At 57.8% G+C, this 12,925-nt stretch carries 8 protein-coding genes; 5 read left to right on the top strand and 3 right to left on the bottom strand.

Annotation, left to right across the window (positions count from 1 at the left end):
• Positions 1-75: 75 nt before the first annotated feature.
• The gene (locus AUC45_RS07260; RefSeq protein WP_067600444.1) at positions 76-2,649 is read left to right on the top strand and encodes a TonB-dependent receptor; all 2,574 of its coding nucleotides are present in this window, start codon (positions 76-78) and stop codon (positions 2,647-2,649) included.
• Positions 2,650-2,852: 203 nt separating this feature from the next.
• On the opposite strand, the gene AUC45_RS07255 is transcribed toward AUC45_RS07260, so the two are convergent.
• Both AUC45_RS07255 and AUC45_RS07250 read right to left on the bottom strand, forming a co-directional pair.
• The gene (locus tag AUC45_RS07255) at positions 2,853-4,016 is read right to left on the bottom strand and encodes an acyl-CoA dehydrogenase family protein (RefSeq protein WP_067600441.1); all 1,164 of its coding nucleotides are present in this window, start codon (positions 4,014-4,016) and stop codon (positions 2,853-2,855) included.
• Positions 4,017-4,156: 140 nt separating this feature from the next.
• A complete protein-coding gene (locus AUC45_RS07250; protein ID WP_067600439.1) occupies positions 4,157-4,918 on the bottom strand; it encodes a crotonase/enoyl-CoA hydratase family protein in 762 nt (253 codons plus the stop codon).
• Between the two features lie 91 nt (positions 4,919-5,009).
• On the opposite strand from AUC45_RS07250, the gene AUC45_RS07245 reads away from it, so the two are divergent.
• From AUC45_RS07245 to AUC45_RS07230, 4 genes are all read left to right on the top strand, one after another.
• Positions 5,010-6,278 (top strand): acetyl-CoA C-acetyltransferase, encoded by a 1,269-nt coding sequence (locus AUC45_RS07245; protein ID WP_067600436.1) that lies wholly within the window; start codon positions 5,010-5,012, stop codon positions 6,276-6,278.
• Positions 6,271-7,818 carry an acetyl-CoA acetyltransferase gene (locus AUC45_RS07240; protein ID WP_067600433.1) on the top strand — a complete coding sequence of 516 codons (1,548 nt, stop codon included), beginning with the start codon at positions 6,271-6,273 and terminating at the stop codon, positions 7,816-7,818. Before AUC45_RS07245 ends, AUC45_RS07240 begins: the two co-directional genes overlap by 8 nt.
• A 104-nt stretch (positions 7,819-7,922) precedes the next feature.
• Positions 7,923-9,053 (top strand): 4-hydroxyphenylpyruvate dioxygenase, encoded by a 1,131-nt coding sequence (hppD, locus tag AUC45_RS07235; protein ID WP_067600430.1) that lies wholly within the window; start codon positions 7,923-7,925, stop codon positions 9,051-9,053.
• Positions 9,050-9,613: a VOC family protein gene (locus tag AUC45_RS07230; protein WP_067600427.1), complete on the top strand. Its 564-nt coding sequence runs from the start codon at positions 9,050-9,052 to the stop codon at positions 9,611-9,613. The genes hppD and AUC45_RS07230 overlap by 4 nt, the downstream gene beginning before the upstream one ends.
• Before the next feature lie 434 nt (positions 9,614-10,047).
• Here the strand turns inward: AUC45_RS07230 and AUC45_RS07220 are convergent, their stop codons facing one another.
• The gene (locus AUC45_RS07220) at positions 10,048-12,675 is read right to left on the bottom strand and encodes a M14 family metallopeptidase (RefSeq protein ID WP_233998575.1); all 2,628 of its coding nucleotides are present in this window, start codon (positions 12,673-12,675) and stop codon (positions 10,048-10,050) included.
• Positions 12,676-12,925: the final 250 nt, after the last annotated feature.

Here is a 12,925-nt window from a genome sequence, read left to right as displayed (position 1 = left end):
AGGTAAGAAAGCGCTGATAGTCTCACTTTGTTAGAACACGAGCCGAATAAGGCCGGTCTAGAGGGAGAGAGAACAATGACACGTAAGCTTGTCGCTTATGCTGCCGGCCTTATGGCCTGCACGACATTCACAGCACCGGCATTCGCGCAGGACGCGGACGGACTGGAAGCCCCAGAGGTTGATGACAACGTTATTATCGTGACGGCAACCCGCCGGGCACAGGACGTTCAGGACATTCCGCTGGCTGTTACCGCGGTCGGACCTGCTCAGCTTGAGCGGCAAGGCGTCAACGAAATCCGCGATGTGACGGCGGTTGCGCCAAGCTTCTCAAGCACGACCGCGCAGATCGCATCAGGCTCCGTCGTGCTGCGTGTTCGCGGTGTCGGTACGACATCAAACAATATCGGGTTTGAATCGGCTGTCGGTATCTTCATCGACGGCGCTTACCAGTCGCGCCCCGGCGTTGCGCTTGGCGAGTTTGTCGATATCGAACGCGTTGAGGTTTTGCGTGGCCCGCAAGGCACTCTGTTCGGGCGCAACACGTCGGCTGGTGCATTGAACATCACCAACAAACGGCCAGACCTCAGCGAATTTGGCGGCTTTGCCAACGCGACCTATGGCCGCTTTGATGAGCTTGGCGTGCAGGGCGCGATCAACGTTCCTGTGGTCGAAGACACTCTAGCGCTGCGTCTGACAGGCGCCTATCGCGAGCGTGATGGCGCTCTCACGGTAGTTGATGCGGCTGGCAACGAAATCGGCGATACAAATGACATTGATCGCTATCTGCTTCGTGGTCAGCTCGGCTGGGAAACCGATACTGGCTTCAAGGGCCGGATCATCGCCGATTATGCCAAAAACCAGTCCAGCTCCGGCGCGGCGGTGCAGGTGTTTGAAACGCCACTGAGCCCGTTCTTCCCAGCCGTCGGGCTGGGCGCTACCGGCGGTCAACCGACCAACAATTTTGCGCGCGATCCGTTCGATCAACGAGCAATCAAGGACGCTGCGCAGGATCGCACAGTCGCGCTTAACCGCATTCCGGTTGCGGATATCGAAAACTGGGGCATTGTCGCTGAAATCGAACATCCGCTTGGCGATAACGCCGATGTGATCTTCATCGGTTCGTATCGCGAGTTTAGCGGGATTGAGGCCTACGATTCCTCGTTCTCGGCGATCGATATTTTGAATGTCGATCTCGACACACAGATCGATACATTCACGGCTGAGCTTCGCATCCAGGGTGAGGCGCTGGGTGGCCGCCTTAACTACATGATTGGCGGCTATTATTCGGACGAGCAGATTGAGGCTAACAACCGCTTCACGCTCGGCGAGGATTTCGGTGAGCTGACCGGCTTCCTATTTGCGGGCCTTTCGGGCGGCGCGACGCTCGGGACGCTTGGTCCAGAGCCGCTCACAACGCTAACCGGCGGACTTGATCCGGCTCAGTCGAGCAGCCTCAACCAGTTTACGCAGAGCGCGGAAAGCTGGTCGATCTTTACGCACAACACGTTCGAAATCACCGATGGGCTCGAGTTTACGCTCGGCGCGCGTTGGTCTGATGAGAGCAAGTCGGGCGGGTTCACCCAAATTGAAAACACCAATGACGTGTGCCCTGCATTCGTCGCCGGATTGACCGGTGGTGCGCTGCCTCCGCTTGGGCCTTTAGAGCCGCTTGCCGTTTTAACAGCCTGTTTTGGCTTTACCGCGCCAGCAGACCTTCCTGAATCGGCTATTCTGCCAACACCGCAAACCTTCCAGGACACATTTAAAGACGAAGAGCTGATCTACACGGTCAAGCTTGGTTATGAATTCAGCCCGGAAATCAACGCCTATGCAAGCTTCACGCATGGCTACAAAGCGGGCGGTATCAACCTTGATACAACCGCTGGCGTTTTTGGCGCGGACCCAACCTTCGAATCTGAAGAAGTTGATGCTTATGAAATCGGCATCAAATCGCGCTTCCTTGATGATGCGGTGACTTTGAATATCGCGGCTTTCCATCAGGAATTCACGAACTTCCAGGTGCTCGAATTCACCGGCGCTGCGTTCCAGTCGTTCAATGTGCCGGAGGCGATTTCAACGGGTATTGAGATTGAAAGCGTCATTCGTCCAAACGACAACTGGACGTTCAATTTGGCGACGACCATTTTGGACTCGCGCTATCCCGACGATTGTAATGGCGATCTGGTCAACGTGACGGTGATTTCGCTGTGCGGCAATGACCTGACCAATGCCGCAGGGCTGACCGCGATTGCGGGCGTGCTCTATGAAAATGAACTGACCGACAACCTCGATTTCTTCATCTCGGCACAGGGCCGCATGGTTTCGGATGAACGCACGTCAACGCAGGCAATCGTTCCGCCCACTGTTCCAGCAGGAGCGACCGAAGCGGAAATTCGGGCTGCAGTTGAAGCGGCACCTCTGATTGTGGGCGATGTTCAAGACGCGAACGTCAAGATCAACCTGCGTGCAGGGATCGGCGATGTTGATGATGCATGGTCGATCGAGGCGTTTGTGCTCAACGTCACCGATGTTGTGACTCGCGGTGTGACGTTCAATAACGTGCTGCGCGGTACAGGCTCAATCAACGCCCGTTCAAGCTTCGTCCTCGAACCGCGCACTTACGGTGTGACGGTGCGGACGCAGTTCTGATCTGAGCTGGACAAACTTCCGGCCTTTGGGAGAGGGCCAATAGAAAAGGCGGCTTGCTTACACAGCAGGCCGCCTTTTTTTGGTTTCGGTCGAGATATCGACGCCGAAGGCGTCGCAAGGCCACGCGGCCGCTCCGCAGCGGGCGCGGCTTGCCGCGCGTCTAGCGAGGACGTGCCCCTGGATTGGGGCACGCAAATCACAAATTACATCGAACGCGCGATCAACATCTTCATGATCTCGTTGGACCCGCCATAGATGCGCGCGATCCGCGTGTCGCGGTACATGCGAGCGATGGGGTAATCGTTGATGTATCCCGCGCCGCCGTGGAATTGGAGGCACTTGTCGACGACTTCGCTTTGCAGCTCCGTCACCCAGTATTTCGCCATGCTGGCGGTTGCCACATCCAGTTTGCCTTCGAGCAATTTGGCAATGCAATCATTGACGAAGACGCGCGCCGCCGTACCACGAGCCTTAAGATCCGCCAGAGTGAACTGCGTGTTCTGGAAATCCCAGATCGTCTTGCCGAAAGCCTTGCGGTTCTTGACGTAATCGACAGTGACTTCGAGCGCTTTTTCGACCCCGATCATCGCCTGCATCGCGATGACGAGGCGTTCCTGCGGAAGCTCTCCCATCAGCTGGTAAAAGCCCTTGCCTTCAACGCCGCCAAGGATGTTGTCTGCTGGGATAAAGACATCGTCGAAGAACAGCTCGGAGGTGTCCTGCGCATCGAGGCCGACCTTGTCGAGCTTTTTACCGCGCTGGAATCCATCTGCACCATCGGTCTCGAGAAGCAGCAGCGAAATGCCTTTAGCGCCCTCGGCAGGATCGGTCTTGGCAACAACAATGATGAAGTCGGCGATCTGCCCGTTCGAAATCCACGTCTTGGAACCATTGAGGCGGTAGCCATTGCCGTCTTGCAAGGCGGTGGTCTTGATGCTCTGCAAATCGGATCCGGCATCAGGCTCGCTCATCGCAATCGCGCTGACGAGATCGCCCGAGACGAGCTTGGGCAGGTATTTCTGCTTTTGCTCATCGGTACCGTGGCGCACGAGATAGGGCAGGATAATGGTGTTGTGGAGGCTCGCGGCAAAGCCTTCGACGCCTGCTTTCGCCTGTTCGTTGATGACGACCATGTCGTGGCGGAAATCGCCACCATGCCCGCCAAAATCGCTCGGCACTGAAACGCCGAGAAGCCCGGCCGTACCAGCCTCACGCCAGAATTCGCGTTCTACCTGGCCATCCTCGCGCCATTTCTCGACCCGTTTTTGCGGGGCCTTATCCGCGAAGAATTTGCCCACTGCATCGGCATAGATCGAGATTTCCTCGTCATCCATGAAAGCGGGCTGCGGAACGTCAATTACTGGCATCTTTTTCTCTCCATTTGGCCGAAGCCACCCGCTCCCTCCACCCTTCCACCCGGAGCCTACCGGATACCATCGGGGTGGAAGGGTGGAGGGAGCGGGTGGCTACGGCGCGCGCCCTAAAGCGCGCTCCAAATCAAAACCTTTTACTTACCCTTCCAGTTCGGCGCACGCTTCTCGGCAAACGCCGCCGCGCCTTCGCGCGCGTCTTCAGATACGAACACCGGAGCGATAAGCTTCGCCTGATTTTTATAGCGATCTTCCATCGCCCAACCGCGCGATTCCTTCATCACTTGCTTGGACACTTTGACGGCAAGCGGGCCGTTAGCGGCGATCTTTGCGGCGAGTTCTTTCGCGCCTTCAAGCGCAGACCCTTCGGTCACGCGGTTGATAAGGCCAAGCTCATAGGCGCGCGGGGCATCGATAAAGTCACCCGTCAGGGCAAGCTCCATCGCGATCCGTTCTGGAATTTGATCAGGCAGCATCATTACCCCGCCAGCCGCCGCCACAAGGCCGCGCTTTGCTTCGGGGATGCCGAATTTCGCACCAGCATTCGCAACCACCAGATCACATGCGATCATCAATTCAAGCCCGCCAGCCAGCGCATAGCCTTCCACGGCTGCAATAAGCGGTTTTGCAGGAGGCGCTTCCACCACGCCGCCAAATCCTCTGCCAGGCACACTGGGGCTTTCACCGCGAAGGAAGCCTTTCAAATCCATGCCCGAACAGAACGTCCCACCAGCCCCTGTCAGAATGCCTGCGCGCAGATCATCTTCAGCGTCGAGCCGGTCCATCGCCGCTGCAATCGCTTCGGATGCGGCTTTGGTCATCGCGTTCTTGGCTTCAGGCCGATTGATGGTGACGATCAAAACGCCATTATCAACTTCGGTCAGGACTTCTTCACTCACAGGTGCACTCCCATTTTTATTAGAAACTGATTGTTGTGCGTGGAGTGCAGTGGGTTTACGGATACGTCAACCGCAAATTGGAGAGGTAGTTATGGGCGAAGCTTACATCATTGACGCAGTGCGCACGCCGCGCGGCATTGGCAAACAGGGCAAGGGCGCGCTCGCAGAAGAGCATCCGCAGCATCTGGCGGCGACTGTTCTGAAAGCAATTGCGGAGCGTAACGGTCTCGATACCTCGACAGTCGATGATGTGATCTGGTCCGTTTCCACACAGGACGGCATGCAGTCGGGCGATCTGGGCCGGATGGCAGCGCTTGATGCGGGCTATGATATCACCTCATCAGGGACGACGCTCGATCGCTTTTGCGGCGGCGGCATCACGTCGGTGAACTTGGCAGCGGCCCAAGTGATGAGCGGCATGGAAGACTGCATCGTTGCAGGCGGCACAGAGATGATGAGCCTTACCGCCGCGATGTCGAAAGAGAAAATGCAGGCAGGGATCAAGCCGCCGATGATGGGCAGCTATAACGAGCGCCTCCAGACTGTTCACCCGCAATCGCACCAGGGCATTTGCGGCGATGCGATTGCGACGATGGAAGGCTTCACCCGCGAAGAGCTCGATGAAGTCGGATACCGCTCGCAGAAGCGCGCTGCTGAAGCAATCAGCGAAGGGCGTTTTGACAAGTCGGTCGTTCCCGTGACCGCCGACGATGGCACCGTCATCCTCGACCGCGAGGAATATCCGCGCCCTCAAACAACGATGGAAACGCTGGCCGGATTGGAACCTGCCTTTACCAAGATCGCGGATGTTCCGCTTGATGCGAAAGGCACGACGTTCCGCGGGCTGATCAATCAGAAATACCCCGATCTCGATATCCAGCATTTCCACCACGCGGGCAATTCATCCGGCGTCGTTGATGGCGCGGCAGCGGTGCTGGTATGCTCAAAGGAATACGCGCAAAAGCACGGCCTGAAACCCCGCGCCCGCATCGTGCAGACTGCGAATATGGGCGATGATCCAACGCTGATGCTTAACGCGCCCGTTCCAGCAGCAAAGAAGGTGCTCGAAAAGGCTGGCATGACCCTTGAGGATATCGACCTGTTCGAAATCAACGAGGCCTTTGCGGTCGTCGCCGCGAAGTTTGTGCGCGATCTCGGGCTCGATTGGGACAAGGTCAATGTGAACGGCGGGTCTATCGCACTTGGCCATCCCATCGGCGCGACCGGCTCAATTCTGATCGGCACCATTATCGACGAGCTTGAGCGCCGCGATCTTAAAACCGGCCTTGTGACAATGTGTGCAGCCGGCGGCATGGCGCCTGCGATCATTGTTGAGCGCGTGGACGATTTCGTTGACTGACGCGCCCTCTGCTTTTGGGGACAACACGCCGGTCATTATCGGCGTCGGCCAGTATTCAGAGCGTGTCGATCAGCCGGGTTATGAGGCGCTGTCCTATATGGACCTGGCTGGTCGTTCTCTAGCGGGAGCGATTGCCGATAGCGGGGCGACAGGATCGGTGGCAGGCGCGATTGATACGCTTGCCGCGATCCGCGCGTTTGAAATGTCGCGTCCGGGTAAAGAGCCGCCCTTCGGCGCGCCTAATAATGTACCCGGAGCGATTGCGAAGCGCGTGGGTGCCAATCCTCCCCGGCAGGTTCTGACGACAACGGGCGGTCAGACCAATCAGAAGCTGGTCGGTGAATATGCCCGCGATATCGCGAATGGTGAATGCCAGTGCGCCGCGATTGTGGGTGCAGAGGCGATTTCGACCGTGCTTGCGCTTTCAGCAAAGGGTGAAACGCCCGACTGGTCTGAAGAGATTGGCGGCGAATTCGAAGATCAGGGCTTTGGCCTTGATGGCATGATTGAGCCCGCCCTGTTCGCGCATGGAGCAGGGGGCGCGATCCCGCTTTATGCCATCGCCGAAAATGCGCGCCGTCATGCGCTGGGCAAAAGCCTCGAAGAATACCGCCGCGATATCGGGGAGCTTTTTGCGCCCTTCACGCGTGTGGCGGCCACCAATCCCCATGCAGCCGCTCCTGTTGAACGCAGCGCCGAGGAACTTGCGACCATCACAGAGCGCAACCGGATCGTTGCTGAACCCTATCCGCGCATGACAGTCGCGCGTGATCAGGTGAACCAGGCAGCAAGCATCATCATTGCAAGTGTTGGCAAAGCGCGCGAATTGGGTGTGCCGGAGGATAAATGGGTGCACATCCATTCCGTCACTTCCGCGACCGAATTGGAACTTTCCGAGCGGCCCGATCTGGCGGCCAATCCAGCCTCGATTGCCAGTGTCGAGACGGCCTTGACGCGGGCGGGCAAGGGGGTGGAGGATATCGGCTTTCTCGATTTCTACTCCTGTTTTGCGATCCCCGTCTTCAATCAATGCGATCATTTCGGCCTGTCGCATGACGATCCGCGCGGCTTGACGCTGACGGGCGGACTCCCGTTCTTCGGTGGGGCAGGGAACAATTACTCCGCCCACGCCATCGCCGAAGCGGTAGAGCGCGCGCGCTCCAAACGCGGATCCTTTGCGCTGGTCGGTGCGAATGGCGGCTGGATGAGCAAATATGCGACCGGCATCTATTCAACCGAGCCTGCTGACTGGTCCGCCAATGATCGGTTTGAAGAGCTGGCCAAGGCGGATGACGCGGTCGCCCGTTCGAGCGAGCCTTTCGATGCCGCCACGGTCGAAAGCTATACGATTAATCACAGCAAGAAGGGGGCGACTGCCATCTGGATTGGCCGCAATGATGCCGGAGAACGCGTCGTTGGCAATGCGGATTTGAGCGATGAAGCCACTCGCATTGCTTTCGAATCGGGCGAGCCATTCGGGGCGAAATTGAGCGTTTCGCGGACCAATAAAGGCCTCAACTTGGCGCGGGTTTGTTCCTGAAACCCATCCGAAAATAGAGGGGAGGGGGATTTTTGACAAAACCACTCGATTTCCCTATATAGTTTCAATTGTAACTATATCCCTCTCGCAAAGGCAAACCAGACATGACCGTTCAAGCTCCGATCTATCCCGGTGATCTTTTCGAAAATCCCGCTGGCCTTGATGGCTTTGAATTTGTCGAGTTTTGCGCGCCGGAAAAGGGCGTGCTTGAGCCAGTGTTTGAAGCCATGGGCTTTACGCTCGTTGCAAAGCACCGCTCGAAAGACGTGCACCTGTGGCGTCAGGGCGGCATCAATCTGATTGCGAACTACGAACCACGCTCTGCCGCATGGTACTTTGCGCGCGAACACGGCCCGTCAGCCTGCGGCATGGCATTCCGCGTACGCGATGCGGCCAAGGCTTACGATCACCTAATGGAACAGGGCGCAGAACCTGTCGCGAACGAGGCAGGCCCGATGGAACTGCGCATCCCGGCCATTCGCGGCATTGGCGGCGCGATCCTGTATCTGGTCGATCGCTATGACGGCGCGGAAGGCAAAAGCCTCACCATTTACGATATCGATTTCGATTACCTGCCCGATGTCGATCCGCACCCCGAAGGCGCGGGCTTTAAGCTGATCGATCACCTGACGCACAACGTCTACACCGGCCGCATGAAGTATTGGGCCGATTATTATGAGAGCCTGTTCAACTTCAAGGAAATCCGGTTCTTCGACATCAAGGGCGAATATACCGGCCTCACCTCCAAAGCGCTCACCGCACCAGACGGCAAAATCCGCATTCCTCTGAACGAAGAAGGCGAAGGCGGCAAAGGCCAGATCGAGGAATTCCTGAAGGAATTCAACGGCGAAGGCATCCAGCATATCGCTCTGATCTGCGATGATCTGGTTGCATGCTGGGATCGCCTTAAAGAGTTCGGCGTGCCGTTCATGACCGCGCCGCCAGAGACCTATTACGAAATGCTCGATGAGCGCCTTCCCGCTCACGGCGAAGATGCAGAAGCGCTCAAAATGCGCGGCATTCTGCTTGATGGCACGACCGAGGGTGGCCAACCACGCCTGCTCCTCCAGATCTTTGCCGAGGCGCAAGTCGGCCCCGTTTTCTTCGAATTCATCCAGCGCAAAGGCGATGACGGATTTGGCGAAGGCAATTTTAAAGCCCTGTTCGAAAGCATTGAGCGCGATCAGATCGCGCGCGGAGTGCTTGATGCGGGCACAAAAGAGCCGGCACAATGAGCCACCCCGTCAATCTCGCCGGTGTCCACCACGCGGCCTATCGCTGCAAGGACGCCAAGGAAACGGTCGAATGGTATGGCCGCGTGCTCGGCATGGATTATACGACCGCTTTTGCCGAGGATCACGTGCCCTCAACCGGCGCATATGATCCGTATATGCACGTCTTCCTCGATGCGGGAAATGGCAATATCCTTGCGTTTTTCGAGCTGCCCAATCAGCCCGAAATGGGAAGCGATCCCAACACGCCGCAATGGGTCCAGCACCTCGCATTTCGCGTGCCCGATGAAGCGGCTTTGATGGCGGCCAAAGAGCACATCGAGGGACAAGGCATCGACGTTCTGGGCCCGACGCATCACGGCATTTTCAAATCGATTTATTTCTTCGATCCCAACGGTCACCGCGTAGAACTCGCCGCCGATATCGGCACCGATGAGCAATACGCCGAGCTAAAGCGTGTGGCCCCGCTGATGCTCGATGAATGGAGCAAAACCAAAAAGGCACCGCGCCACGCCGACTGGCTTCATGAGATTGCCCGCAAGGAGCATGGGGCTCAGGGTTAGAACCCGCTCCCCAAATTCCGTTCATGCTGAGCTTGTCGAAGCATTGCCCTTCTTCTGGCGACTGACACAAAAGAAAAGCAGCCCTTCGACAAGCTCAGGACGAACGAGGTTGGCAAAAGTGTTTTATAACGCGTAGTCATGCCGCTAGAGGGACGTCGAAAGGGCCAGAGTTGTTCGAGAATTTCATCCACGCAGGACTGAAATTTGTGGCGATCTGTGCCACGTTTTTTGTGGGATACTCTCTCTATCGGCAATTTCTCACCGAAAGACTTTTCCTTCAATCGGAGCTTTCGTCTTCGGGTATCATCATCGCTCTTACCGCTGTCGGATTTTCGTGGTTCTTGGTTGTGATTTTCAGGCCTTGGATGAATTTCGTGAACAAGCTTTTCGACAAGCCTTAGACTAATCGGTCAGCGGAACTTCAAAACTCCCAATCACCGCACCCGCGAAGGCGCAACCAGAACGGCGTTCGCCACCAACAAGTCTAGCCCGTCCAGAAAGGCCCGCGTGGTCGGGTCCTGAGTGAAAGCAATTGCCATCCCGTCGCCCGTTTCCTGCGCGATCATGTAAGGCTTAAAGGCAATCTGGCGGCGGTTTTCATCCCACACATATCCGCTTGCAATCAGTGATCCGCTCGCGGCATAGCGGATGACATTGATACCCGCCTCGCGATCAATCGGGGTGTAAATGTCGGAGCCACTGGCGAGCACGACCGGGCCTTCATCATATCCTGCCGAGAGGAAGTGATCGGTATCGGAAACGGTGTTGAGCAAAGCGCCGGGCAGCGTATCTGGCAGCGCAGTCTCGTCTTGAATGGCGGCGCGGTATTCTTCCTCGCTGGTGAATTCTTCTGCTTCTGCCAGATCTCCGTCCTCTTCTTCCTCCGCTTCGCTGGGCGTACGGCCCAAGGCGGCCTCGCGCTTGACTGCAAGCAGCGCATCATCGCCGCTTGAGAAAGCGCGCAGACTATCGCCCAGCGCCACCAGCACGCCGCCGCGTTTGACGAAGTTCGTAATTGTCTCGCGTCCTGCGCGGCCAAGCGCGGATGCAGGTCTACCATCGGGCACGACGAGCACGTCGTAATCGCTCAAATCCGCTCCGCCAAAGCGGTTTGAGCGGATCGGGGCGACAGGCAGACCAAGGCGCTGCTCCAAAACATATCGCGCCGCGCCCGCGCTCAATTGCGAGACACCATCATCCCACACCATCGCGATTTTGGGCACGGTCAACCGCACAAATGCATCGCTGCCCAGATTGGGGCCGTCCTCAACCCAGCTCGTTTCCATCGCGACCGTGTGCGCGCCAATTTCGCGGGCGAGCGCATCGAGCCGCGCCATGGTCTCAGGCGTGTTTGCCGCGGCGGGGAAGACCACGGTGCCGCGCGGGAAGTTGCGACCGTTCTGGACAAATGCTTCGTCAGTGACGCGCCCTTCCAACCCTTCGCGAAGGGCAAGCGTCACAAGCCGCGCCTGCCCGCTATCGGTCCATGGGACGGCGACGGCGAAGGCTCCTTGCCCCTCGGACTTCGGCGCGATGGGCGCGCCGGCATCGAGCGGCGATCCGCCCACATTGCTGCCGCACAGCGATACGTCCACGCCTGACATCAGGCCGACTGACCAGGCGGTGACGTCGTAGAGTTCGTGCGGCAGATCTTGCGAGCGGCGGCGCTCCTGCTCGACAACGAATTGGCGGGGAAGCGGCGTGTCAGTGTCGAGAAGGCTGCGCACGAGACGCGCGGCTGGCTGAGCCTGCGGGACTGCGAGATAGCCTTGCGGATAGCTTTTCCCGCAAGCTGAAACAGAACCATCGCGGCGCAGCACGGTGATACCTTGCGCAGCCAACTTGCGCCCCATGTTTTCCGCATTCCAACGGCGCTTTGACAGATCGATAATGTAGCTTCCTCGGCCCGCCGCCCCATTGGCATTCGCCGCGCGATAGTCTGCATAACTCCGCAGAAAATAGCCGGCATTTTGCGCCACAGCCTCGGCGGTCGAAAACGCAGCTGTGAACTGATTGCGCACCGTGTCGGCATAGGTCAGCATCGTCCCATCGCGGCGTTCCAGCACCAGCGCGCGGGCAGAGCCCTGCTCATAGGTGCTGCCAATCGCGCCCTGATGCGCGTTCCACGTATCGCCATAGCCAGGGTAGAACAGGTCATAGACCTCGCGCGTGAAATAGGGCTCACCCAAGGCATCGAAATAACCCGCATTGTTGCGCCCGATGATTTCGTATCCGCGCCGCTGCTCGGCGGTGATATTGGGGTTGATGGGATCGGCGGCCGGGCTGAAGAAATAGGTGTCGTCTCCGCCCATTTCGTGGATGTCCTTGACGACAACGGGGTGCCATTCGCGGATCGCCGCAACCTTGCCGCGCGTTTCGGGCTGGCTGAGAGTGAACCAGTCGCGATTCAAGTCGAACAGGTAGTGATTGACCCTGCCAGAGGGCCACGGCTCGTCATGTTCTGCCGATTGCCGGTCAGCTTGCGGCGTCATGCCCAAAGCCGTGCGGAAGTTATGGACAAACCGCGCGCGTCCATCGGGGTTTTGCAGCGGATCGATAATGACGATGGTTTCGCGCAGGATCTGATCAACGCGCGGATCATCTTGCGCGGCGAGCAGATGGTACGCCGTCATCAAGGCTGCATCCATGGGCGAGATTTCATTGCCGTGGACGCTATGGGCAAGCCATGTGACGGGCAGCGCATTGCCATTGCCGGGCCGTCCGGCAGCGATGGTTGCCAGATCGGCCTTGATAGCTTCGATGCGCGCCATGTTCTGCGGCGCGGAGATCACCATGTAATAGAGCGGGCGCCCCTGCCAGCTGCGCGCATATTCAACCAGATCAACCCTGTCCGCCGCCGCCTCATCCAGCGCCTTCAGATAGCTATAACCCTCTTCGGGGGAGGTAATGCGCTCGCCAGGTTTGTGCCCGACCGTCTGCTCCAGCGTGGGGATCGCCGGATCAAATTCGCCTTCCATAAACGATTGCGCTGAAACGGGAGCAGGGCTTGCAAACATCGCGACTATTAGAGCGCAAAAGGTCGTCACAAAGGTCGAGCGCATGCTTGGATTTTCCATTCGTGAGAGAGGCAAAAGGATTTTGGGTATTCGGCAATCGCACGCTTCTGGTCAAGCGGAGTTGACTGCGAAAAAAGCGCGTTTTTGCACGAAAGCGAAGTCTGGGAGACGAAATATGAGTCATTTCGATGCAAATCTGCAACATAATTGCCCAATTCGTGACGGTTTCGTTGCAGAACTGCGTCTCCAGCTTGACCTTCTTCGCAGTTGCAGCATGCTCTGTGGGTCGCAACAT

It is taken from the genome of Erythrobacter sp. YT30 (genome assembly GCF_001542875.1).
Lineage (GTDB): Bacteria > Pseudomonadota > Alphaproteobacteria > Sphingomonadales > Sphingomonadaceae > Erythrobacter.
Note: the sequence above shows the minus strand (reverse complement) of the source record. Positions and strands in the feature narration are given on the sequence as shown.

What these genes read in the sequence shown, in the direction of transcription:
- AUC45_RS07245 (WP_067600436.1), top strand. Translation starts at nt 5,010, where the DNA reads ATGGGCGAAGCTTACATCATTGACGCAGTGCGCACGCCGCGCGGCATT.
- AUC45_RS07260 (WP_067600444.1), top strand. Translation starts at nt 76, where the DNA reads ATGACACGTAAGCTTGTCGCTTATGCTGCCGGCCTTATGGCCTGCACG.
- hppD (WP_067600430.1), top strand. Translation starts at nt 7,923, where the DNA reads ATGACCGTTCAAGCTCCGATCTATCCCGGTGATCTTTTCGAAAATCCC.
- AUC45_RS07230 (WP_067600427.1), top strand. Translation starts at nt 9,050, where the DNA reads ATGAGCCACCCCGTCAATCTCGCCGGTGTCCACCACGCGGCCTATCGC.
- AUC45_RS07220 (WP_233998575.1), bottom strand. Translation starts at nt 12,675, where the DNA reads ATGCGCTCGACCTTTGTGACGACCTTTTGCGCTCTAATAGTCGCGATG.
- AUC45_RS07255 (WP_067600441.1), bottom strand. Translation starts at nt 4,016, where the DNA reads ATGCCAGTAATTGACGTTCCGCAGCCCGCTTTCATGGATGACGAGGAA.